The 23875-nt window shown below is 60.3% G+C and carries 15 protein-coding genes; all 15 read right to left on the bottom strand.

From position 1 onward, the window contains the following. Positions 1 to 80: 80 nt before the first annotated feature. Positions 81 to 5078: a PVC-type heme-binding CxxCH protein gene (locus BGE01nite_RS05950; protein ID WP_146849423.1), complete on the bottom strand. Its 4998-nt coding sequence runs from the start codon at positions 5076 to 5078 to the stop codon at positions 81 to 83. 382 nt (positions 5079 to 5460) lie between these two features. Further along, positions 5461 to 6399 (bottom strand): thiamine pyrophosphate-dependent enzyme, encoded by a 939-nt coding sequence (locus BGE01nite_RS05945; RefSeq protein WP_146849421.1) that lies wholly within the window; start codon positions 6397 to 6399, stop codon positions 5461 to 5463. A gap of 56 nt (positions 6400 to 6455) precedes the next feature. Then, the gene (locus BGE01nite_RS05940; protein WP_146849418.1) at positions 6456 to 8240 is read right to left on the bottom strand and encodes a 2-oxoacid:acceptor oxidoreductase subunit alpha; all 1785 of its coding nucleotides are present in this window, start codon (positions 8238 to 8240) and stop codon (positions 6456 to 6458) included. A gap of 242 nt (positions 8241 to 8482) precedes the next feature. Next, entirely contained in the window at positions 8483 to 9634 is a 1152-nt protein-coding gene (locus BGE01nite_RS05935) for a metallophosphoesterase family protein (RefSeq protein ID WP_146849417.1), read from the bottom strand. 51 nt (positions 9635 to 9685) lie between these two features. Next, a complete protein-coding gene (locus BGE01nite_RS05930) occupies positions 9686 to 11308 on the bottom strand; it encodes an L-lactate permease (protein WP_146849415.1) in 1623 nt (540 codons plus the stop codon). Then, on the bottom strand, positions 11305 to 12558 hold the full coding sequence (locus BGE01nite_RS05925; RefSeq protein WP_146849413.1) for a (Fe-S)-binding protein: 1254 nt from the start codon (positions 12556 to 12558) through the stop codon (positions 11305 to 11307). The genes BGE01nite_RS05930 and BGE01nite_RS05925 overlap by 4 nt, the downstream gene beginning before the upstream one ends. After that, on the bottom strand, positions 12558 to 13502 hold the full coding sequence (locus tag BGE01nite_RS05920) for an FAD-binding protein (protein WP_146849410.1): 945 nt from the start codon (positions 13500 to 13502) through the stop codon (positions 12558 to 12560). Before BGE01nite_RS05920 ends, BGE01nite_RS05925 begins: the two co-directional genes overlap by 1 nt. Beyond that, complete coding sequence (locus BGE01nite_RS05915) at positions 13499 to 14944, bottom strand: FAD-linked oxidase C-terminal domain-containing protein (RefSeq protein ID WP_146849408.1); 1446 nt, start codon at positions 14942 to 14944, stop codon at positions 13499 to 13501. Before BGE01nite_RS05915 ends, BGE01nite_RS05920 begins: the two co-directional genes overlap by 4 nt. A 27-nt stretch (positions 14945 to 14971) precedes the next feature. Further along, the gene (locus tag BGE01nite_RS05910) at positions 14972 to 15334 is read right to left on the bottom strand and encodes a hypothetical protein (RefSeq protein ID WP_146849406.1); all 363 of its coding nucleotides are present in this window, start codon (positions 15332 to 15334) and stop codon (positions 14972 to 14974) included. A 3-nt stretch (positions 15335 to 15337) separates the two neighbouring features. Beyond that, positions 15338 to 16447, bottom strand: coding sequence for a pyridoxal-phosphate-dependent aminotransferase family protein (locus BGE01nite_RS05905; protein WP_146849404.1), 1110 nt, complete (start codon positions 16445 to 16447; stop codon positions 15338 to 15340). Positions 16448 to 16541: 94 nt separating this feature from the next. Further along, complete coding sequence (locus tag BGE01nite_RS05900; protein WP_146849402.1) at positions 16542 to 17510, bottom strand: vWA domain-containing protein; 969 nt, start codon at positions 17508 to 17510, stop codon at positions 16542 to 16544. Beyond that, positions 17507 to 18322 (bottom strand): hypothetical protein, encoded by an 816-nt coding sequence (locus BGE01nite_RS05895; protein WP_146849399.1) that lies wholly within the window; start codon positions 18320 to 18322, stop codon positions 17507 to 17509. Before BGE01nite_RS05895 ends, BGE01nite_RS05900 begins: the two co-directional genes overlap by 4 nt. A gap of 2 nt (positions 18323 to 18324) precedes the next feature. Then, a complete protein-coding gene (locus BGE01nite_RS05890) occupies positions 18325 to 19188 on the bottom strand; it encodes a DUF58 domain-containing protein (protein ID WP_146849398.1) in 864 nt (287 codons plus the stop codon). Positions 19189 to 19201: 13 nt separating this feature from the next. Then, positions 19202 to 20200, bottom strand: a complete 999-nt coding sequence (locus tag BGE01nite_RS05885) for an AAA family ATPase (RefSeq protein WP_146849396.1) — start codon at positions 20198 to 20200, stop codon at positions 19202 to 19204. A gap of 40 nt (positions 20201 to 20240) precedes the next feature. After that, positions 20241 to 23858 carry a hypothetical protein gene (locus BGE01nite_RS29250; RefSeq protein ID WP_174770038.1) on the bottom strand — a complete coding sequence of 1206 codons (3618 nt, stop codon included), beginning with the start codon at positions 23856 to 23858 and terminating at the stop codon, positions 20241 to 20243. Positions 23859 to 23875: the final 17 nt, after the last annotated feature.

Raw genomic sequence — 23875 nt, 5'->3', positions numbered from 1 at the left:
ACTTTGAGGTCGAAGGCAAGCCTGGAAAATGAGGTGGGGGCAGCCAGAGCGGATGCGGAAGGCGACCAACCTGATATGCCTTACTTCTTCTCCAGCCGCACATAATCAAGTCCGACCATGTTGCTGGGCTTGGCGGCGGGATTGGGGGCTGCCAGGGTGAAGGTGAGCTGGTGATCTCCAGCGGTGAGTTCATGCGTGCCCCAGTCGAGCTCGTCCGTGAGGACGACCTTGTCAGCGTTGTAACCATCAAAGGAGGAGGCGATAGGCTTGCCATCCAGCATGATGCTGGTCACGCCATAATCCTTCGCCATGGTGAGCGCGGCGTGGAGCGCGTATTTGCCAGACTCCTTCACAGGAATAACCAACGTTAGTTTGTCGTCTGGCTTGCCACCTGTCCACCAGAGCTGGGAGCCGCCGCTCCAGCGATTGCCAAAGCCGCCCATCCCTTGCTTCTTCGTGGTGCCACCGGTGATCTCGAGGACCTTCAGAGATTCACCTTCGAGGGCTCCTGGCGTAGAACGAGTTTTCGAACTCGTTTCACCGGACTGGAAAGTCCGGTCTACGTTACCGCTCTGCAGATACTTCACCAGATCAATGACACTCTCCGATGGCAAAGCATCAAACAAACCTTCGGGCATGGTGCTGAGCTTGGAGACTTCACGCTTCTCGATGTCACCCTGCGGCAGGGTGAACTCAATCCCGCCCATCATGGCGATCTTCACCGCCGTGGGGTTCTCCTCCTTGATGACACCGCTCATGACACGACCGTCCTTCATGGTGAAGAGGTTGAGCTGGTAAGCCTTGCCGATCACCGCGTTCGGATCGAGCACGTTTTCGAGCAGGTAGTTCAGATCGGCGCGATTGCTGCCCGTGATGTCGGGGCCGACGTTCTGGCCTTCACCTAACAATTTATGACATGCGCCACAGGTGCCCATGAAGAGGATCTTGCCTTTCGCGGCATCGCCTTTCGCCAAAGCGGCGGGCGTGAGGAGATCGCGATACTTCTTCGTGCGTTCGGCCAAATCTGCCTTCGGTGCGTTCACATCGCCCCAGGCGGATTTGATGAGGGCATCCAGCTGCGCATCCTTGAAGGCCGCGAGCTGGCGCACCAGGAAGGGTGAGAGGGCGGTGGAAGGCACGGTCTTGGCCTCAACCGCTTTCAGGAGCGCAATGGAGCCTTCCTTCGTGGAGGCCAGTGTGTTGATGGCGTCTGGAAGATCACCGGGAGGCAGTTTGATGAGCGCGGCGCTGAGCACCTGCGGTGTTTCGGGATCTTTGAGTGAGGTGAGGGCCTGGATGGCTTTCCGCTTCAGCGTGCCTGGGGCATCGCTCTGGATGAGTGTGAGAAGGATCTTGGAGGTGGCGGCATCGCGGGCCTGGAGGAGCACGCTCAGCGCGGCTTCACGCTCGGCGGCAGGAGCGGTGGTGGAGGCGAGTTGATCCCGGAAGTGCTTCAGGGCGCTGTCGATGCCCATGTGGGCTTCGAGTTCGAGGAGTGCTTGCGTAGCAGAGGTCGGAGTCGAGCCTTTAGGCGAATCGGATTTCCCAGCATCGGCTGAAGCCTTCACTCCAACGAAGCGTTCGCGCATCGTGGACCAATTCGCAGGTTGGGTGATCTTGCTGCCGCCGCGTGCGGCGGTGAGAACGGCCTGCAGGAGGAAGTCGCGCTGCGCGTTGTCATTCGTCTCGGCGGCAAGCTTCAAGAGGCCCTGACGGCCTGCTTCCTCACTGGCCATGCGGCGGTAGATGAACTCCGTGACCTTCGGCAGTTTGGAAACGGAGGCGAGTTGCAGGCCCGTGGCGGCATCAGCGGCCACGACAGGCTCGATGCCATACCAGATGAGCAGCGGGATCATGGGATCATCTTTGTCCTCGCCGTGCTTGAGGAGGGAAGCGGCGAGATCCTTGCGCTGGTCTTGCGGAAGACGCTGAAGGAGGGAGGCAAACTCGCGACGAAGAACGGGGACCTTCTCTTCATTTCCCAATTTTGCCACCAGAGCCAAGTCATCTTGGGAAAGCTCAACCCTGACATCCTTCGACTCATGTTTGGAGGAAAATCCTGGATAGGGCAGCATACGAATCGCCCAAGCCCGCTCCGCGTCACTCCTTGGCCATGCATGCTCTTCGGATTGGAGACTGATCCGCATGGGTGAGAGCTTGAGTGTCCAGAATGCGCGCAATTTGGCAGTGTCAGAGTAGGCTGACTTGCCACCTACCGGATACAAAACTTCGTCACTCAGAAACGACAATGCCCTGGACGGTGGGCCTTTGTCGCCATCAAGCAGCCACATGCGTTCCGTCGAACGCTCCATCAGCACACGTCTCGCCATGCGGGAGAACCATTCGTTTTCGGTCTGCACGGCCAGTTTGGCCAGGGTCTCATCGCTTTCCTTGGCGAGGTCGAATGTAGAACGAGTTTTCCAACTCGTTCCCCAGATCGCCTCCCCCCCTGGAAACTGAAAACGAGTTGGAAAACTCGTTTTACGGTCATACGACACGCGATAAATACGCCCGTTGCTGCGGTCCCAGTTTTCGACGGCGTTGCTGCCGCGGTGGCAGATCTGCTGGTCACTCCAGTCACTGACGTAGAGGGAGCCATCAGGGCCGACCTTTTGGGTGACGGGGATGAAGTGCATGTCGTTCGCACGCATGAAATCCGCGCCGTGTTTGCCGGTGTAGGTGCTGCCGTGCGGGTCGGTGTAGTTCGCGACGAGGCGATGACCGTGCAGGTTGCCGAACAACAATTGATTTCGATACGTGAGCGGGAACTGGCTGCTCTGATAAATGGCGAGACCGCAGTGCGCGTGACCGCCGCCGAGGGCATTCGTGTCATTGTTCACGATGCCTGCACCCGTGGTCTTGTCCTGGGAGACATCCGGACGCGGATTGCCAGCATAGTGCGCGTGATCGGCGATGGTCTTGATGTCCTCATAGGTGTAGGCATTGAAGTGCTGGCCTGCCTGGCGCTGATAACGTCCGCCGGGGACGATATGATAAAGATGCGGGATCACACAGGCGGTGACAAACCACTCACCATGCTGGTCGTAGTCGAGGCCCCAGGGATTGCTGGTGCCGTGGGCGAAGATCTCAAACTCATGACGCACGGGATGATAACGCCAGATGCCCGCATTGATGGGCTGACGCTGGTCATCCGGAGTGCCGGGCTTGCCGACCTTCGAATGCGTGAAGACACCGTGGCAGCCGTAGAGCCAGCCGTCTGGCCCCCAGATGAAGCTGTTGAGCGTTTCGTGAGTGTCCTGGGAGCCCCAGCCGTCTAACAACGCGTAGGCGGTGAAGTTGATGCCGGGGACCTGTGTAGTCGGGCTATTCTTGGCTCCATCGGCTCCAGACGGGCCAGGAATGGCCCGGGTACTGCCGAGCGGCAGTGGCTTGTCTCCATCCCTGGGAATGAACATGAGATAGGGCGCGGCACCGACCCAGACGCCACCGAAACCGAGCTCGATGCCGCTGACGAGATTCAGGCCTTCGCAGAAGAGTTGGTTCGTCTCATAGGTGCCGTCACCGTCCTTGTCCTCGAGGATCTTGATGCGGTCCTGACCAGCACCGACTTCGCGGGGCTTTGGATAGCTGTTGCCTTCCACGACCCAGATGCGGCCGCGCTCGTCAAAGGTGAAGGCGATAGGCTGCACCACATCTGGTTCGGCAGCAATGAGCTCGGCCTTGAAGCCACCAGGGAGCTGCATGGCTTTCAGCGCATCCTGAGGCGACTGGCCTTTCGCGTAGTCCTTCTGCGGCTTGAGGGCCGGGCCGTAGAGCTTCTTCGGCGTGAGATCAGCCGTAGTCTCCTTGCGCTCTTGAGTGAGGATATAGACACCGGCTTTGTTGCCGACGACGATGTCAGGGAGCTTGTCGCCATTCACGTCACCGACCTGCACGTCCACACCGACACCGCTTTCGGCATCGACGAGATGCGGGACGAAGTCCACACCGCCCTTGCCATCACGCTTGGTTTGATACCAGTAGATCACACGGGCGCCGCGCTCGTCCGGGTCATGACCATTGTGCGCCCAGTAGCGCTTGCCAGTGACGATGTCCTTCACGCCATCGCCATCGATGTCTGCAAGGTACGCGGCGTGCGGCTGGGAGAAGACGATGCCGTAGTCGTTGTCCTGCGGCTGCTCGGTGGCGAGCATGATGCGCTGCCAGTTCGCGGTTCCTGGTTCTCGGTTCTCGGTTTTGTTCTGAAGGAAGACGGCGACGCCATAGCGATGCGCAGCCAGACTGGTGAAGACATCATTGGTGCCATTGCCATCAAAGTCGTAGGCGAACATCTGCGCGCCTCCGCCGATGCCTGCCGCAAAATTGTGCTGAGACCAGAGTGGTGCAGCCGTCCCGGCTGCATTGGGCAGGCCAGAGGCCTGCACCACACTTGTGTTCTCCCACCAGCGCCGTGCTTCGAGGAGATCCATTTTGCCATCGCCATCCACATCGCCAACACCGAGGCCGTGGGTGAACTTGGCCACCTTCAGGTCATCGGTCGCTGGGATGAAATTCCACTTCTCCGTGGGCTTCTCCCAGTTCGGGGCGAACCAGCCGAAGCTGCCGCCGGTGCTGCAGACGATCTCGGGTTTGCCATCGCCAGTGATGTCGGTGAAGACGGGGGATTCATTGTCCACCACGTCCGCGACGATGTGCATGGGCCAATACGTAGAACGAGTTTTCGAACTCGTTTCCTCTGGTGCCCCCGGAGGAACGGACTGGAAAGTCCGTTCTACGTTCAGATACAAGCGCGCTTCCTTGCCGGGGAAGCCGAGAACGAGGATGTCGTTCTTCTGGTCGCCGTTGAAGTCATGGACATAGGCGAAGAAGTTGTCGGAGTAGCCATTGATGGAAAAGATTTTTGGCTCGTAGAAGGCGTGCTTCTTCTCAAAGGCGGGGCCTTCCCACCAGAAGGGGCCGGAGACCACGTCCGGCTTGCCATCGCCATTGATATCGCCAATGGCCGCGCCTTCGGAGTAGAAGTCGCCATGCAGCTGCTGGCGCTTCCAGGTGATCTGGGTGGCGGCCGTGGCGGGAAGGCAGGAGGCGGCAAGGAGGGTGAAAAGGAGGCTTTTCATGGCAGGCTGGACGGGACGGGTTGGGACAGGTCAAACCAACGCTATCAGAGCCAAAAGGCATCGGACAAGGATTGTGTGAAATCGGACGCACCCAGTCCGTCTAAACGATGGTTTTTTTACCACTGATGGACACTGATAGTCACTAATGACCGAGCCCAAGAAGTTCTTTAACCGCTAATAGGACGCTAATTAAACGCTAATGCCCAAGCATCTGAAGGTTTGATATGAGTGCTCATCAGTGTCCATCAGTGGTTGAAAAATGGCTTGGGTATTAGCGTCCTATTAGCGTCTCATCAGCGGTTGGAAAATTTGGGTGAAAGCGAATAAAAAAGCAGGAGCCCGATGTGGACTCCTGCCTTGAAGGTAGGGACTGTGAAACTGATCAACGCATGGTTTCGAAGCGTTTCCTCAGCAGCTCGCGCTGGGGAGTGTCGCCGAGCTTGGCCTGGGTTTCATCGATCCACTTTTGCTCAAGAGCATTTTTGGTTGGGCGCTGGACTTCGTAGAAGACGCCGAACTTGCCGGGGCTGGGCAGGTCCGCGAGCTGGAAAGCCGCCACATCGTCCTTCACGTCGTGCTGGGCTTCGTCGATGATCTCATAGGTGCCGCCTTTGCGCGGGGTGCTGTCGTCAAAGCTGCCTTCGTAGAACATGACGCACTCGCTGAGGCACTCGACGACGCTGAAGCCGTCATGCTTGATGGCGCGCTCAAAGGTATCCACCATATGCTTCACCTGCGCGGCATGCGTGCGGGCGATGAAGGTGGCACCACTGGCGAGGAGCTGCTTCATGGGGTTGATGGGGCGGTCGATGCTGCCGGTGGGATCCGTCTTGGACTTGAAGCCGATGGGGCTCGTGGGGCTGGTCTGCTTCTTGGTGAGGCCATAGACGTAGTTGTCCATGATCACATAAGTGAGCTTGATGTTTTTGCGCGCGGCATGGTTCAGGTGATTGCCGCCGATGGAGAAGCCATCGCCATCACCGCCGAAGACAAAGACGTGCACGTCCGGACGGCTCAGCGAGACACCCGTGGCCAGCGGCAGCGCACGGCCATGGATGAAATGGATGCCGTGCGTATTCATGAAATACGGGAAGCGGCTGGAGCAGCCGATGCCGGCCACGCAGACGATCTTCTCATGCGGATACTGGAGCTTCTCCAGCACCTTGTAAAAGGCGGCGAGCACGGCGAAGTCACCACAGCCGGGGCACCAGGTGGGGTGGTCGGCGGTGAGGATTTTCTTCGTGAGCTTCTCCTCCGCAGGCGGGGTGACCAGGGCGGTGGCAGGAGTTGCGGATGAAGTGTCCAGGGTGGGTGAGGACATATTGTTAGTTAGAAAAGTGGTTCAACGAAACTGGAGTGGTGGAGAAATGGAGATGGTCAGGCATCACCACGCATGATTTTTTCAGAGCCGGTCACGATCTCGCGGATGCGGAAGGTGAGTCCGTCCGTCTTGCAGATGGACTGGATTTTTGGATCCGCATAGGCGGCGCGGATCATCATGGCGAGCTGGCCGTAGCCGTAGACGCCCACGTCGTTCAGCTCCACCACGGCCACTTTCTTAAAGCCTGCCCAGAGCCTGTCCAAACCGGCGGGCATGGGGTGGATGTGGCGCAGATGCGCAGCTCCGACCTTGTGACCTTCAGCACGCAGGCGGTTCACGCTCTCCTTCATCTGGCCATAGTTGCTGCCCCAGGAGATGAGCAGGAGATCGCCCTCTTGATCGCCATAGATCTCGGGGAGCGGCAGCTTTTTGCTGAGGTCCACCAGCTTGTTGCGGCGCTTGTCCGTCATCTTCTGGTGCATCTTGGCATTGCCACTCGGGTGGCCCCACTCGTCATGCTCCAGACCGGTGACGTGCGGGTATTTGCCATTGATCTTGGTGCCGGGAGGCGCATGACGGGTCATGGCATCCAGCGGGTAGGGCTTGAAATCCGCGCCACGGTCCGAGAGATCCAGCGTGGGCTCGATCCAATGTTTGGTTAGGTCAGGCTCGGTGAAGGCCTCGATGCGGCTGCTGAGGGCCTGGTCGCTCAAAATGATGACCGGGCAGGAGTATTCACGGGCCAGGCGGCCGGCCTCAAGCGCGATGTAGAAGCAATCTTCCACATCCTGCGGGGCCAGGACGATGCGGGGGCAATCCCCGTGACTGCCGTAGATGGCCTGCATGAGGTCACTCTGCTCGATGCTTGTGGGCATGCCGGTGGAGGGACCGCCGCGCTGCACGTTGATGACGATGAGCGGGATCTCCGCCATGCTGGCATAGCTCAGCGCCTCCATCTTTAAACTCAATCCAGGACCTGCACTGCCGGTGACGGCGAGATGCCCGGCGAAGGCCGCGCCGATGGTCATGGACACGGCGGCGAGCTCGTCCTCAGCCTGCACATAGATGCCGCCATACCTCGGCAGCTCGGTGCGCAGGGTTTCCATGATGCTGGACCACGGCGTAATTGGATAGGCCGATCCATAGCGCACACCGGCGGCGATGAGGCCCATGGCCATGACGGTGTTTCCATCACTGCTGATTCGGTGCTCGTCCTTATGCTCGCCCTCTTCAAAGTGGAAGGTGGTGATGTCTCCGACTGGGTAGGCAAAGCCAGCGTCAAAGGCCAGCATGGCATTCCGCAGCACGCTCTCATCCTTCTTGCCAAACTGGCGAGCGAGGATCCCTGCAACCTTGTCTTTATCCAGACGGAAGACGGCGCAGAGCATGCCTAACACAAAGATGTTTTTGCCACGGTCACGGGCGCTGCCGCCCACGGCCTCCACGGTGGCACTGGTGAAGGGCACGCCAATGTGGTGGATGCCACGTTCATGCTTCAGCTCCGTCACCTCGCCGCTGTCGTAAAAGCAGATGCCGCCATCCGCTACCGCGCTGATGTGGCTGTCATAGCTGTGCTGGTAAAAGGCCACGAGCACGTCACTGTCATCACCCGGGTGCAGGACTTCCCCGCTGCCGAGATGCACCTGGAAGATGGACGGACCGCCGCTGATGGTGGACGGAATGGTCATGTAGGTCATCACGTCCTGCTGCGTGCGCCCGGCGAGACGGGCCAGGATGCCGCCGATGGACTGGATGCCGTCCTGCGAATTACCGGCGAGGCGGATGACGGCATTACGAAGCGCCTTCACAGACGAAGGCGAAAGAGCTGGGGCTGTGGACATGGGTTGGGTGGATGGTCGGCGCGACAAACGGGGGTGGGCCGTATTTTGGCCGCGCAGAGAGAAAGCTGATTAGACTCAGCTCGTTCGTCAAGACAGCAGCGAGGCGGGACCAGGAAAATTTTTCCTGGTGAGTCATGCATGATATTGATGGGGAGAACCTGGGAAGCAGGCCAATTTGGGTGACCCGACTAACTAGGGGTTAGCCCCCAAAGGGCGCGCGAAGCAGCCACAATACCTATCGCCTACGATGCCAGCAGCTTCGTCAGGTCCACGGTCTTGTAGACGTTTCGCGTGATGCCGGAGTACATCACGGCCTGCACCTGAGAGCCATTGATGCTGATTGTCGCATGCCCGGGGATGTCCGCATAGGCGAAGGACTTCACAAACGGGGCTTCAGAGGCATACACGGCACGGCGTTGGGCCTCTGTTTCAGGTGAGTGCTTGGGCTCCACGCGGATCTGGTCGCCATTGTAGTCTTTCAGGCCGTCGAGCTCGGTGTCGGGCTTCACCTCGGCATTGCCGACCACGCTGCTGATGGCGAGCTGGGCAAAGCGGCCTCCGCCGGGCGTGGTGCGGCAGATGGTGTTGAACCGATGGATGTGGCCACCGAGCACGAAGGCGTTGTTCTTGCCTAACAAGTCGAGCAATTTTTCGCGGCGTGATTTGTCGCGCTCGGAATTGTAGAGATACCAAGTGGCACGTGCGCCATACGGCACCACGGGTGGGTGAATGGTCACGAAGCAGTGCTGCGCAGTGCGCTTGGCGAGAGCGGCTTCCAACCATTCAAGGCTGGGCTTTTCATAGGCATCAAAGAAGCAGAACTGTGCGTTGGCGTGCTCGATGGAGTAACACGCGCTGTCGATCTTGCCAGCACCGGTGAAGCTGGAGGTTTGTTGCGTGAGGAAGTCGTGAAACACGTGCTTGAAGGCTTCCACCGCGCCATCGCCAGTCACATCGTGATTGCCTTTGGTGAAGACGAAGGGCACGCCGAGCTTCATGCTTTCCACAAAGACCAGTGCCTCACGATTTTGCACAGCGGAGAGTTCCTCGGTGCCGCAAAGACCTTCCACGAGATCGCCTGCCTGCAGGACAAAGGCGGCGCGGGTTTCGGGGGATTGATTGAGCGCCGCGAGAGTCTCCTTCACCGTCGCAAAAAGGCGCGGGGTGATGTCCTTGGTGATGCGGGTGTAGTTGTTGATCTGGCTCAGGTCGCCCGCCTTGTGCTCCTGCAGCCACTTCATGTCGTGGTGCTCCAGCTTGTCGAAGTGCAGGTCTCCGAGCAGGACGAAGGAGAAGGCGTCCTTTTTGTCCGCTGCCTTCAGCACAGGTGGAAGAGCCAGTGCGGTGGAGGCCTGGAGAGCCTGGCGGAGAAAGCGGCGGCGGGTGCGGTTCATGGTGGTTGCCGGTCAAGAACGCCAACCGCCCGCGAAAATGTCAGCCGATCATCACTTCCCAGGCACGATCCAGGGCATGAGATAGGCCTGGGCCATGACCAGCAGACCCATGAGCACGGCCAGCACCACGCTGTGCCAGAACACACTGCGCAGCACGGTGCCTGCGTCCGGGCTGTCCGGCCGGCCACCGGTGGCCACGCTGGCGACGACGATGCTCTGCGCATCGATCATCTTGCCCATGACACCGCCGCTGCTGTTTGAAGCAGCCATGTGGATGGGAGAGAGATCGAGCTGATTTGCGGTAACCTGCTGAAGATTGCCGAACAAGACGTTCGACGAAGTATCGCTGCCGGTGAGAGCCACGCCGAGCCAGCCGATGATGGGTGAGAAGAAAGGAAAGAGCACTCCGGTGCCAGCCATCATGAGTCCCATGGTGGTGTCCGTGCCGCTGTAGCGTGTGACGAAACCCAGCGCGAGCATGAGGGAGATGGTGAGCATGGACACACGCAGCTTCCAGAGAGTGGCGCCATACACGCGAAGCACTCTCAGCGGAGAGAGGCCGAGACACAAACCAGCCAGCATGCCTGCCATCATGGCGGCTGTGCCCGTGGCTGAAAGCGCATTGAACTTAAACACGGCCTTCTCCACCTCGGGGTGGGCGACAACAGGAGGAACTCGCTCCACGGCGTTGTGCAGGTGTGGCACCTCAATTTCCCAATTGAAAAGGCCGTTCAAGCCGCTCTTCACGGCTGGCACGCTCCAGAGGAAGACACCTGCTGTGAGGAAGATCCATGGCAGCCAGGCCTTCCATGGGGCCGCTCCGCGCGGCTCAGGTGGTGCTGGCTCTTTCTTCGGTTCGTCCGCGGGCTTCCAGACCTTCATGAAGAGGACGAGCGACACCATGGCCACCACAGCGCTGATGATGTCCACCAACCAAGGGCCGTGGTAGTTGCTGACGACAAACTGCATCACAGCAAAGCTGGCGCCTGTGACGAAACATGCGGGCCACACGCCGAGCATGCCGCGCCAGCCCACCTGTGCGGCGACTAACCAAAAGGGCACAATCAAGGAGAACAGAGGCAGCTGGCGGCCGACCATGGCACTCAGCTGGATCAGATCGAGTCCGGTGACGCTGGACAGCGTGGTCAGCGGGATGCCGAGCGAACCGAAAGCCACCGGGGCGGTATTGCCAATAAGTGCGAGCTTCGCGGCCTCGAGAGGCTTGAAGCCGAGACCGATCATGAGCGCGCCGGTGATGGCCACGGGCGCGCCAAAGCCTGCGGCACCTTCGATGAAGGCTCCGAAGCTGAAAGCGATGAGAAGAGCCTGGATGCGGCGGTCACTGGTCACGCTGGCGATCTGCCGCTGCAGCACCGCGAACTGTCCGGTCTCCACGGAGAGGTTGTAAACGAACATCGCATTCAGCACGATCCAGCCAATGGGGAAGAGGCCGAAGAAAGCGCCGTTCACGGCGGCCATGCCTGCCAGTTTTGCCGGCATGCCATAGACTCCGATCGCAATGGCGGCGGCAGTGAGAAGTCCTGCCAGCGCCGCGAAATGCGCGCGTACATGCCAGAAGGCGAGAAGGCCGAGAAGCACCACCACAGGGATCGCCGCCACCAGCGAGGAAAGGATCAGATTGCCGAGGGGATCGTAGTTTTGGGACCAGGTCATGAGGATGTGCGCATGGCATCACGCAGAACTTGCAGCGTGTGTTTCACCTGAATCGATGATCCAAGCTTCTTGAGGTGCATTTTTAGCTGGGTGAGGCAGCCGATGTTACCGCTGACGACGATCTCGGCACCGGTGGAGATCACCGACCCAGCCTTTTGAAGGCCGAGTGAGGCGGCGATTTCTGGCTGATCGAGGTTGTAGGTGCCGGCACTGCCGCAGCAGAGGTGGGCATCGGCGAATTCCATCAATTGCAGACCGGGTATGGAGTTCAGAAGTTCGCGGGGCTGCCTCCGCACGTTTTGAGCATTCGCGAGATGGCAGGCATCGTGGTAGGCGGCTTTGATTTTCATCTGACACAAAGGCTCACGGAGGCCGAGCTTGGCCAGGAAGGCGCTCACGTCCATCACACGATGTCGGAAGGTCTCGGCGCGGGCTTCATCAGGAGTGCCGCGAAGCACGAGATGATACTCATGCATGGCCGAGCCGCAGCCTGCGGCATTGGTGAGGATGGCATCCACATCCGCCGGAAAAGCATCGAGGTTTTTTCGTGCGAACTTTTGCGCGGCTTCCAAGGCTCCTGTGTGCCAGGCCAGACCTCCGCAGCAGCCTTGAGAAGGAGGAATGATGACCTCGACGCCGTTGCGAGTCAGAACCTCGATGGTGGCAGTGTTGATGTCAGGGTCCAGCACTTGCTGCGCGCAACCCAGGAGCAGTGCCACGCGTGCTCTTTTCTCGCCAAAGGCAGGATACACTTTCTTCCAGGATTGAGCGGGAGGAATGACATCTGGGATGAGGTCGAGCATGGGGCGCAGTGCTTCTGGCACGGGCACCAACTTTCCGACCTTGCCCATCCATGCGGCGAGACGAAAGCGCCCAGCATAGGGCACTGTCTGCGCGGTCATGAAGCGGCGCGCACGCTCCATAGGACTGCGTTGCATCTTCGAAGCAGCTAGAGCGCGAAACGGGCTGATGAGATCTCGGTACGGCACACCGCTAGGACAAGCAGGCTCGCAGGCCAGGCAACCGAGACAGCGGTCGACATGCGGCTGCGCGGCTTCAAAGCTCATCTTGCCTTCCAGCACCTCTTTCATGAGCACGATGCGCCCGCGAGGAGTGTCCATCTCCTGGCCTAACTCACGATACGTCGGACAGGTGGCGAGACAGAAGCCACAATGCACACAGGCCGACACGGCCCTGGCCATGGGTTCTCCCAAGGGTCCAAGCTGGTCGGTTGGTATGGCGTGAAGCATCAGTCGTCGAGAGTTGGGAAACGATGCTGGGGATCGAGAGCTTGCTTCACGGCTGACTCGATGGCGAAGCGTGGACGATCACCGATCCATAGAGGTGCTTCGCCGCGAAGGGTGAGACCGCGCGCGGGCCGATCATGAGAGAGGGCGACATTACCGCCGCAGCTGATGTGGGAGGCTTTGTGTTCGTGAACTTGGTCAGAGGTGATATCGGTCTTGAAGGACCAGGGTGTCTCACGGATCTGGCTCCAGATGCTGTTATCGACCAAGTTGCCGCCGATTTCCTGGGCGAGGACTTCCAAAGCTTTTCCCGGTCCGGCGAGCTTCACGAGCATCTTTTCGCCGCCGGGGAGGACATCCAGCGCGGCTGCTTCGAAACGAGAGCTGGCGAGGCCGGTGAGTCTCTTGAGTTCGAAAGGCAGCTCGAGAGTGATTTCTGTTTCGGGCTTGGGGAAAACTTTGAAGGTCACCTCGCCGATGACGCCGAAGCGTCCGAGGCTGCCTACCAAGAACTTCGGCACATCAAAGCCTGCGGCGTTCTTCACGACCTTGCCACCGAGCCTCAGCAAACGCCCCATGCCATCGACAAAGCGGACGCCGAGGATGAAGTCACGGACTCCACCATAGCGAAAGCGACCTGGGCCGCTCAAGCCGCTGGCCACGACTCCGCCGATGGTGCTGCCTGCCTCAACCAGCATGGGATCAAAGGGGAGATACTGACCTTTCTCTGCCAAGGCTGCGATGATCTCCTTCACGGGTGTTCCGGCGAGAGCGGTGAAGGTGAACTCGCCTGGTTCATACTCGGTGATGCCGCTCAAACAACGTGTGGAGATTTTTACAGCCTCCACGGCTGACAGGCGGGGCTTGGTCACGGCACCGACGGCGATGACTCGTGGTGCGGAGAGCACCGCATCACGAAGTTCGGTGAGTGACGAAGGTGTGATCATTCGCGTGAGATGACGCCGGCCTTCTCCAGCGGATGCAGGCCGACATGAGACAAAGCGGGAGCTTCCTTGCCGGGGAACATTTTGCCTGGATTGGCAATGCCGAGCGGATCAAAGGCGGCGCGAAGACGCTGCATGCAATCGATCTCATCCGCAGAGAACATATCGCCGAGGAAGTCACGCTTTTCGACACCGACGCCATGCTCGCCGGTGATGGAGCCGCCCATCTCGACACACATCCTCAGGATGCGACCCGCGAGGGCTTCAGCACGCTGCAAGGCACCTTGTTCGCGGCCATCGAAGAGGATGAGCGGATGCAGATTGCCATCGCCCGCGTGGAAAACATTCGCCACACGGATGCCGGTCTCGCGGGACATCTCGGCGATGCGGCGCAATGCTTCACCTAACCGACAACGTGGCACGACACCGTCCTGCACGATGAAGTCGGGTGACAGACGGCCCACGGCACTGAAGGCGCTCTTGCGACCTTTCCAGATGGCCATGCGCTCATCGGCATCACGTGCGGGACGCATACCCACAGGCTGGCTGGCTTGCAGGATCTCATCCAAACGTTCACGCTCGATGGCGACGACCTCGCGCGGGCCTTCGAGCTCGACAATGAGCACGGCTTCACATCCGGGCGGATACTCCGCATGCACGGCAGCCTTTGCGGCTTCGAGAGCGAGAGCGTCCATGATCTCGATGGCACCGGGCAGGAGGCCGCTGGCAATCACGGCGGAGACGGCATCACCCGCCTGCTCCAGTGTGCGATAACCGGCAAGCACGGTGTGGAAGCATTCGGCTCGCGGCAGAAGCTGCAGAGTGATCTCAAGCGCGATGCCGAAGAGTCCTTCATTACCCACGAAGAGGCCGCACCAGTCGGGTCCGATGCGTTCACGGCTTCCCCTTCCCCACTCCACGACCTCGCCCGTGGCGAGCACGGCCTTGATGCCGAGCACATGGTTCGAGGTCATGCCATACTTCAGGCAGTGCGCGCCACCCGAATTGAAGGCCACATTGCCGCCGATGGTGCAGATGCTCTGGGATGAGGGATCTGGGGCGTAGTGAAGACCGTGTGGTGCGGCAGCGACGGTAACCTGTGTATTGATCACACCTGGTTGAACGACCACGATGCGCTGCGCGGGATCCAGTCTCACGATGCGGTTCAAACGATTCAGCGCGATGACGATTCCCTCGGCAATGGGAAGTGAACCGCCGGACAAGCTGGTACCGCTGCCGCGTGCGACGAAAGGCAGCTTCAGCTCATGACAAAGCCGTACAATGGCGATGACCTCGTCCGTCGTCTCGGGCACGACGATGGCGATGGGTCGTGTATGAAAGGCTGTTAGGCCATCGCTCTCATAGGCGGCGAGCTCTACCGGACGCGAGAGAATGCGGTCGGGAGGGAGGATGGTGGAGAATTTGGAGAGCGCAGATGAAGACATGACAGGTTCAGCGCTCAGGCAGTTTGATCACTCAACTAAGTCGGCACCATCCATGCTTCCGAGGAACAGGAGGTCACTCCAGGTCTGCGGAGCGTTCCGAAACTCAAGATGGTAACAGACAATCGCAGCATTCGCCGAGACAACACCGTGAGAGGCCGCAACAGCGGCAGCAGATGAAATGAATGATTCGCACCCTGAGAATCCGTCTAACAGGACCTCAACCGGCTTCGGCTCAAACTCAAAACTGACTTTACAAATCTCAGATATCTCCACTGCATGACCGAGCCGAGACGAGATCTCGCGCTCCACACATTCATCAAAGGCTTCCTCTGACTCGAACGAACCGATCCAAATCGAAACCTTTCCTTGGGATGGGTAAAGAAGTTCCATCGTTTACTTCAGCACATTCTTCAGAGCCGTGAGCACAAGGTCGACGTTTCGCACGCTGGCGCCGTGGCCCATGAGGCCGATGCGCCAGGCTTTGCCGGCCATGACGCCGAGACCTGCACCGATCTCGATGCCGTATTCTTCCAGCAGGCGCTTGCGAGTGCCGGCGTCATCCGCTCCGGCGGGGATATTGATGCAGTTGAGCGTGTGGAGGGAATGCTTGGGCACATACGTGATGCCCATGGCTTCCAGTCCGGCGCGCAGGCGCTGATGCATCTGGGCGTGGCGGGCAATGCGGGCCTCCAGACCTTCCTCCAAAACGATGGCGAGTGCCTCGCGCAGAGCGTAGGTCATGTTGATCGGCGCGGTGTGATGATACACGCGGCCACCACCACCGGCGGTGTAGTATTTGCGCAGCATCGAGACATCCAGATACCAGGACTGCACTTTGGTTTTGCGCCCATCCATGATCGCGAGAGCGCGATCACCAAAGCTCACGGGAGCGAGGCCGGGCGGGCAGCTCAGGCATTTTTGCGTGCCGCTGTAGATGGCATCAATGCCCCACTCATCCACCTTCAATTCGTGGCCACCTAGGCTGGTGACGGCATCCACCACGAGCAACGCGCCTTTGGCATGCACGATATCGGCAAGGCCTTCCAGCGGCTGATGTGCACCGGTACTGGTCTCGGCATGCACGATGCCGACGAGTTTGGCTTTCGGATGCTGATCGAGAGCCGCGGCGATCTGCTCCTTGGTGAAGACATCCCCCCACGCTGCATCGACCGTATGCACGGTGGCACCGCAGCGCTCCATGACATCCTTCATACGGCCGCCGAAGACGCCGTTGATGCAGACGATGACCTCATCACCGGGCTCGATGAGATTCGTGGCGATGCACTCCATGCCAGCCATGCCAGTGCCGCTGACCGGGAACGTGAGAGCATTTTTGGTTTGGAAGACCTGACGCAGCATCTCACAGACCTCGTCCATGATGGCGACATACTGCGGATCGAGGTGACCCAGGGTCGGCGCGCCGAGCGCACGCAGGACACGGGAGGAGACAGGACTGGGTCCAGGGCCCAGGAGAATGCGTTCAGCGGGGAATTGGGTGTTCATGGTCGGGCAGTTGGCGAAGTATGAGAGGGAACCGTCGGAAGCGTCAAGATTTCACATCAAAAGCTCTGGATGACCCGAACACGCGGACCTGCGCCTACCAGGGGGTGAAGCGCAGACCGAACAGCACGAGCACACTCGCGGCCAGAACCCCCAAGGTGGGAATGAAGAAGGGCTCGTAGAAGTCGACGACCTGCGGGCGCTTCTCCAGCACGACGACTTTCTTCATCTCATCGATGCGCTTGAAAACCATCGACAGCGCATCACCCGTGATGGCGTTGAAGGCCTCGCCACCGGTGGAGCGGGCGATGTTGGCGAGCTGCGGCTGGATCTTCTCATTCGAAAGCAGGATGGCGAAGACGGTGATCTTCTCAGCCTGCAGACGTGTGATGATCTCGATGTCCTTCGGCGGCAGGATGTCACTGCTCTCGCCATCCGTCATGAGGATGATCATGCGGTCACCGGTGGGACGCTGGGCAAGGAGTTCCGTGGCACCCAGCAGAGCCTTGCCGATGTAGGTGTGCCCCCAGAGCTCGTCAGGCAGGCCATGCCTGCCCATGCTGGGCGGATCGAGCTTGGGGTTGTTTGGCTCGATGAACCGTTTCGAAAGGGCGATGGACTGGGTGTCCAAAGTCAGCGGCAGCCAGTGGATGTAGTTTCGTGAAAAGATCGTTAGGCCAAAGGCATCCCCCTGACGGTAGTTCGTGAACTGCTCGATGGCCTCCATCGCGGAATCAAAGCGCCGGTGACGGCCCTGGGTCTGCGGGCCGTGGTCCTCGGCCATGCTGCCGGAGGTATCGAGCACGAACTGCACGTTGTTCAACTGGCGCTCCACCTCCGGAGGCGTGTAGGTCATCGGATGTGCGAGGAAGAGAATGGCGAGGGCCAGCAGCAAGGCCGGCAGGCAGTTGGCGCCGAGAACGAGCAGACGCAGGAACCAGCCACGCCGCTGCCGGCCGTGATCAAAGGGCAGGACCATGGGATGCCCGCGGCGGACCCACTCCCAAAAAGCCAGGATCACCGGCAGGGCCAGCAGGATGAGGAACTGCGGATGCTGGAAAATCATGACACCTTGGCCTCCGCGATGAAGGGTGCGACCGCGCTCGCCACCTCGCCTCTCTGCACGGGCGATGCGGGGTGATGGAGCCAGTGCTGGATCTTGCGCAAGGCATCGCCAGTTTTGCTGCTGTCCTGAATCACACTCAGGGCCGTGCTCATCGGCACCTCGCCAAGCGCCAGCTCATCACGCCAGCGGCGAAGCAGCAGCATTTCCATCCGGGCTTTGTCAGCGACGGTCAACGTGCCTGCCTCGAGCTGGGTCAAGAAGCCGCGCAGCAGTTCGGCGAGTGTCGGCTCTCGCGGCCCCGAATCAGGCTCGCTCGCAGCGCGTGGACGTTTATAGAAGACAAGGAGGAGCAGCCAGACAAGCCACAGCACGATGAGCAGCGCCGCTGTCTCGTAGTAGCGGCCGCCGACATCGATGCGCATGGCCTCCGTCTCCTGAATGCGGGTGTCGAGATTCTTGGAGAGCTTCGCGTCCCCCTTGAACTTGAAGGAGGGGAGGCTGGCCAGGGAGCTGCCATCCACCGCGACGAAGTAGTCCTTGAGATCAAAAGTGCCGTCGCGATTGACGATGTAGCGCACATCATAAACGCGCCTGCCGGGCTGCTCCGTGGCCTGTGCGATGCGCACATTCACAGCGACTCCCCATTTATAGGGAGCCACGCTGATCTCCGGCCCGCTGAAGGTGATGATGGCAGCCTGCTCCACGCCCAGCGGCACATTGAGCGTGTCTGCGTCCTTGGCAGGCCAGAGGAAAAAGGCGGCTGTGGCGACAGCAGCGATGAGCAGGCTGATGATGGTGAGTTTACGCCTCATGTTCATCGTCCTGCGCTGCCGCCCAATCCACGGCGGTTTAAGAAGTGCCGCAGCCCGCCCAGGATGGGCTGATCCGTGCGAAGATAAAGGTAGTCGATGCCAAAGCGTGTCAGCTCGCTCTGCCATTGGGAGCTGTCCACAAACGCCCTGCGGCCATGCCCGACAAAGGTCTTGCCTGACTCGGCCTCAGCCCCGCGAAACAAGCCTGCGCCTTTGACACTCAGCTCCGCTGGATCCTGCAGGTGCAGCACGATGCAGTCATGCTCCTGCCCCAGCACCTGGAGAGCCGCGAAGGCATCTGGATCATGCAGATCACTCAGCACGATGACCATGGTGCGGCGCTTCAACGAGGGAGCCACCTCACGCGCACGCTGGGCCAGCGAGGTCTCCTCGAGGAAGTCGTGATGGCGCAGCTTATGCGACCACTCCATGACGAGGTTTCGCGAAAGCGAGGGCCGCACATGCAGCTCACGCGCACCGCAGCCGAGCAGCCCGACGGGAGTCATGCTCTGCTGTGCCGCCAGCGCGATGCCGGTGGCGATGCGCACCGCCCAGGCATATTTGCTCAGCGTCTGCGAGCTCACGCACATGGAGGCGGAAGTATCCACCAGGAGATAAAGCGGGATCTGCTTTGGCTCCTGAAACTCCTTGATGAAGAGCTTGCCCACGCGCGCGGACACCTTCCAGTCAATGAACTTCACCGGGTCTCCGGCCACATAGACACGCGACTGCGCATACTCCAGCCCGGCGCCATGAAAGACGGACTCCTCCTGACCGAAGTTCAGGCTGTTGGCCAGGTGCTTGACCGTGACCTCAAACTGCCGTGCATCGACAGGATCGTGGCTGAGCTGGACCTTTCTTTTCATAGGGCACGAGAGGTCAGCCGAGGCCTGCGAGAATGCTTTCCAGCACTTCCTTGGCCGTGTGTCCGGCGGCAGAGGCCTCATAACTCACCCGGATGCGGTGGAGGATCACGTCTTCCGCGAGATCAAACAAATCCTCCGGGGTCACGAAGTCGCGCTCATGCATCACCGCGCGTGCACGGGCCGAGTTGATCAAGGCCAGGCCGGCACGCGGACTGCAGCCGAAATCGAGCAGCTTTGACTCACGTGTGCGCCGGACCAGCTCCACGCAATGCTTCACGAACACCTCGCTCACATGCACGCCCTGCACCGCCTGCATGGCGCCCACGAGATCGGCAATCGAGGCACCGGGGTTGTCCTCGATCATGTCAAAGGCTGAGCGTGGCACCGCGCCACCGTCCTCGTGCTTCAATCCCATGCCGAGCTGGCGCATGAGAATCATTTGTTCGTCCTCACGGCTCGGGTAACCGAGGCGATGCAGCAGCATGAAGCGGTCCAGCTGCGCTTCCGGAAGCTCAAAGGTGCCGGACTGCTCCACCGGGTTTTGCGTGGCGATGACGAGGAAGGGCGTGGGGAGCTTCAACGCCTGGCCGCCGATGGTCACCTTGCGCTCCTGCATGGCCTCCAGCATGGCGCCCTGCACCTTCGGAGCCGCGCGGTTGATCTCATCCGCGAGCAGCAGATTGGTGAACACAGGGCCGCGATGAATGCGGAAATCACCGCTCTTTTGATCAATGATCTCCGAACCAATGATGTCGGAGGGCAGCATGTCCACGGTGAACTGGATGCGCTTGAAATCCAGGTTGATGGCCTTGGCGATGGAATTGACCAGCAGCGTCTTGGCCAGGCCTGGCAGGCCCTGCAGGAGCAGATGACCGCCGGTGAGCATGGCGATCATCACGCGCTCAACGACGACATCCTGACCCACAACGATCTTGGCGACACGCTCACGCACTCCGGCGACGAATTGCTGGGCGGACTGTGCGTTGGCGCTTGGTTTGGTGATTTCTGACATGTTCGAGAGAGGGACGGGAGTGAGTGAGGTGGGTTCAGTGTCAGGAGGCGCAGCGAAGCCACTTCGCGGCGATGCTGCGCAGGTCGGCCTCAGGCATCGGGCTCTGCGCGCCGAAGCATCCCTGCTCGATGCGCTGCAGGTCACCCTGAAGTTCCTGGCGCTGGTTGTCTTTCAGCTTCACCAGCGGGCTGCCGCGCAGTTTGCGCAGCAGGGCGATGACGGCAAAACCATCGAGGTCCGCTGGCATGTGAAACACATCCTTGGCGCGCAGCGGCTGCTCGCCACCGCGTTTGCGGGAGAGAACCAAGATCACCCCGATGCCGATGACAGCGACGGCCGCGCCGATGATCCAGGGATAGGGATGGCTGGCAGGGTGAGCGATGATCTCAGCGGCTTTTGCAGGCTGGCCCATGGTCACCAGCGGTTCGGTCAGAGTGGTGAGGTTCATGTCCTTGTAGGTCTGATAGGTCACGGTGGCGTCCTTCACCTTCGGCGAAGGGAAACGGAACTCGACAGGGCCTTCCGCAGCGCGCACGGCATCACCATCCAGAGTCAGGGTCCACAGACGTTCCGAAGTTGGAACCACCTCATCTGACCAAGTGTTGAGTTCTTTGATCTGCAGGCCTTCGTGCGGGTTGGTGTTCTTCACACTGATCACCGCCTTCGGATCGAGGGAGAGCAGTTGCTCCAAGTCAGGCACCAGGCCGGTGGCGGTGGCTTTGATCTCAAGAGAGAGCGTGCCGTTGATGGGAAGCTGGCGATTGTCCAGTGTCTGCGTGATGTCCACATGGCTCGCGGGGCGCGGCGCGGCGCCTTCAGTGGCGACTTTGATGACGGTCTCCGCCGACTCCGCGGGAATGCTGACCGGGCCGGTCATGTCGATGAATTTGAACTGCATCTCGACCGGGGGAATTTTGTCCACGCTCGCGTCCTTGGCGCGGACATGCAGGTAGGCCAGCACCGTCTCCTCCCAGCCCGTCTGTGCGGTCGGACGCGGCTTGATGTCAGGCGTGGCGAAGGTGATCGACTTGATGTCAAAGAAGGGTGTGAGCGCCTGGGTAAGGTTCATCTCCAGCTCATCCCGCGCGCCCTGGATGCCGCCCATCTTATGGGCGACGGCCGAGCCCTGCCGGCCTTTGCTGCCACCGGCATTCGAGTCATTGCTGAGATACTGGCCGAACTTCGCGGCACGGCCCATGGCCTCGCTATGAATGATGCTGACGATGATGCCGAAGTCCTGGTCACGGCCCACGGTGTTCGGCCCGTCCACACGTGTCTGCAGCCGCACCTCGCTGAGCAATTCATCAAAGTAGGTTAGCTTCTTCGCCACACCGAGGGTGAAAGGATCATCCTTGGTGATCACCATGGCGCTGGCGAGGTAGCGGTATTTCAGGTCCTCATGCAGCGGGTCTTTTTCATCCGTGAGCCGGGCATTCACGATCTTGGCAAACAGGCTGATGTGCGCCTTCGCGGCCTTTCCCGGCAGAGCGGCGAGCTGCTCGCGGATCTTGGTCAGAGCCGCGCGGTTCATGGGCTTGCTCAAATTCAGCTGGTTGTTTGAGCCGATGCCGAGCAGCGCATTGAACCAGGCGAGATGCGGCTCCACGGTGTATTCACCCACGGTGAGTTTTGGCACCAGCCTGGCATAAGCGACGGCTCCACGGCTGAAGTAATCCTGCGCCTGCAGGTTCTTCTCCTTGAAACCAAACATGCGCTGCTGAGGATCATTGGCGACGAGCTCCTGGAAGTACTCAAAGTCTCCCCAGTCAACGAGCAGCGTGCCTGCCAGTGTGAGAGCGCGCCAGCTTTCCGGATGACCGGCGAGCCAGCCATCAATGAGCTGCAGAGCTGTGCTGTATCCGCTGCGCACCATTTCCAGGGTCTCGGTTTCATCACGCTGCGTCATGCCTGAGCGCTGCACATCCATCTTGCGCCAGCGCTCGCCGAGATTTGAGTTCATGCGGGAGAGGATGAGTGAGAAGACGGGCTCATCCATCCTGGCCATGGGACCGAAGACCTTCTCGATATGGCTGGTCTTGTAGGTCTCCGCGGTGCTGTAGGCGAGATCGAAGGCGGTGACGACACTGGCGTAGTCCTTGGGTGCCAGGCCTGCATTGCGGAAGAGGGTCATCATGCGCGCGAGGCTTTCGATGTTCTTCTCCATCATGATCGGCGTGACGGGAATGCGCGCGTCATCCGGCAGATTGTAGCGTTTGCGCAGTTGCTCAGGGAGCTGCGGGTTGTGTGTCTTGCCCCAGATGGTGAGGAAGTCCTCCGCGAGCGCCGCGCCCGCCGCGGGGCTGCGCTTGCCGATCTCGACAATGCGCTCCGCCGCCTGGTCAAACTGCGCGCCGGTGAGGATGAGGCGGGACACGCTGACATCGATGCGATCCCGCACACCCTGCGGCAATGCCTCAAACCACGAGCCTGCGGGGGCAGCAGCCAGCAGCTCCTCCGGGGCGATGAAGCGCCCCTGGTTGTTTTGATTGTTAGGCAGCTTTTGCTGATAGGTGTAGTCAGCCTCGCTGGCCCAGTGATCTGCCATCATCTCAGAGATCTGGCTCCAGGGCTGCTCACCAGGCTTCACGAGGCCGGCGAGAAGGTTTGCCAGGGTGGCCTGCGCGGCGAGATTTTCCGTGCGGGTGGGGACATCATTGTTACGCTCGCTCTGCACCTTGCGTGTGAAAGCGCTGACGAGGCGCATGGCACCCTCGGGATTCGTCTTCGTCACGTCTGCCAGCACGGCGCCGATGGTATTGACCGGCACCTGGGTGATGACCTTCGCGATGGCATTGCTGGCCTTGCTTTTCTCCCAACCCTTGGCCTTCGAATCGTCCGTGCTGATCACGGCGGCGATGTTCTCATCCCAGATGCTCATCACTTGGTCACGCTGCGCGTTTTCGCGCTCCTCCTGGGTGGTGAGGAAGTTTCGAAGGTCGTTCTTCAAACCTTCATCCGTGAGCTGATCAATCTCAGTGACGGGTGGCAGATAGGTGCGCGCGAGGTCCTTGAAATTCCCCGCGATGAGCATGCGTGCGGCAGCGAGACGCTTCGCGGGATCAGTGCCGCCAAGCGTGCGGGTGCCTTTCTTCAAGCGATCGACGAGCCAGTAGCTTTCACTGAGCGGCACGGCGACGCTCATGAGCTGGCCGAGACGACGCAGGTTATCTCCCGTGAGCTCGCCAGGCACGGCATCAGCGATGCCGAGCACGTCTTCGAGCTTGGTGTTAGGCTTCCGGTTCTCCGTGAGGTCGGAGAGCATCTTGTCAAAGATCTTGCGCGCCAGCTCCGGCGGCATCTGGGTGAGTTCATCACGCACCTTGGCCCAGTCACCGGTGATGAAGCGGAGGCTGAAACGATCTGTGATGGAAAGGGTGGCGGGATCCGCAGTGCCCAGGCGCTCCAGGTGACGCAGCAGGTCATTTGGATCACGGGAGAACTTCTGCGAAAGGATGGCTTCACGCTCCTTGATGACCTTTGGGTCAGGCGGTGGAGGTGCAGGCGGCGGGGCGGGCGCTGGTGGTGGCACCACAGCCGAAGCTGGGGCCGCCACGGGTGCATTCGGCGCAACGGGGGCGGGCTGCTGCTGAGCCTGCGCAGACGTGACAAGTGCGAGGCCTAACCATGCCGAGGCAGATCGCTGGAACAGAGGTTTCATGAGGACGCGAATCAAGA

The organism is Prosthecobacter gellanilyticus (genome assembly GCF_007992435.1).
Classification (GTDB): Bacteria; Verrucomicrobiota; Verrucomicrobiia; order Verrucomicrobiales; family Verrucomicrobiaceae; genus Prosthecobacter; species Prosthecobacter gellanilyticus.
The sequence above is the reverse complement of the archived record's forward strand: the minus strand, read 5'-3'. Positions and strand labels throughout refer to the sequence as shown.

Excerpts from the sequence above, each read along its gene's own strand:
- BGE01nite_RS05905 (WP_146849404.1), bottom strand. The coding sequence starts at position 16,447 with ATGAACACCCAATTCCCCGCTGAACGCATTCTCCTGGGCCCTGGACCC.
- BGE01nite_RS05930 (WP_146849415.1), bottom strand. The coding sequence starts at position 11,308 with ATGACCTGGTCCCAAAACTACGATCCCCTCGGCAATCTGATCCTTTCC.
- BGE01nite_RS05950 (WP_146849423.1), bottom strand. The coding sequence starts at position 5,078 with ATGAAAAGCCTCCTTTTCACCCTCCTTGCCGCCTCCTGCCTTCCCGCC.
- BGE01nite_RS05890 (WP_146849398.1), bottom strand. The coding sequence starts at position 19,188 with ATGAAAAGAAAGGTCCAGCTCAGCCACGATCCTGTCGATGCACGGCAG.
- BGE01nite_RS29250 (WP_174770038.1), bottom strand. The coding sequence starts at position 23,858 with ATGAAACCTCTGTTCCAGCGATCTGCCTCGGCATGGTTAGGCCTCGCA.
- BGE01nite_RS05920 (WP_146849410.1), bottom strand. The coding sequence starts at position 13,502 with ATGATCACACCTTCGTCACTCACCGAACTTCGTGATGCGGTGCTCTCC.
- BGE01nite_RS05915 (WP_146849408.1), bottom strand. The coding sequence starts at position 14,944 with ATGTCTTCATCTGCGCTCTCCAAATTCTCCACCATCCTCCCTCCCGAC.
- BGE01nite_RS05885 (WP_146849396.1), bottom strand. The coding sequence starts at position 20,200 with ATGTCAGAAATCACCAAACCAAGCGCCAACGCACAGTCCGCCCAGCAA.
- BGE01nite_RS05935 (WP_146849417.1), bottom strand. The coding sequence starts at position 9,634 with ATGAACCGCACCCGCCGCCGCTTTCTCCGCCAGGCTCTCCAGGCCTCC.
- BGE01nite_RS05900 (WP_146849402.1), bottom strand. The coding sequence starts at position 17,510 with ATGATTTTCCAGCATCCGCAGTTCCTCATCCTGCTGGCCCTGCCGGTG.
- BGE01nite_RS05895 (WP_146849399.1), bottom strand. The coding sequence starts at position 18,322 with ATGAGGCGTAAACTCACCATCATCAGCCTGCTCATCGCTGCTGTCGCC.
- BGE01nite_RS05910 (WP_146849406.1), bottom strand. The coding sequence starts at position 15,334 with ATGGAACTTCTTTACCCATCCCAAGGAAAGGTTTCGATTTGGATCGGT.
- BGE01nite_RS05945 (WP_146849421.1), bottom strand. The coding sequence starts at position 6,399 with ATGTCCTCACCCACCCTGGACACTTCATCCGCAACTCCTGCCACCGCC.
- BGE01nite_RS05940 (WP_146849418.1), bottom strand. The coding sequence starts at position 8,240 with ATGTCCACAGCCCCAGCTCTTTCGCCTTCGTCTGTGAAGGCGCTTCGT.
- BGE01nite_RS05925 (WP_146849413.1), bottom strand. The coding sequence starts at position 12,558 with ATGCTTCACGCCATACCAACCGACCAGCTTGGACCCTTGGGAGAACCC.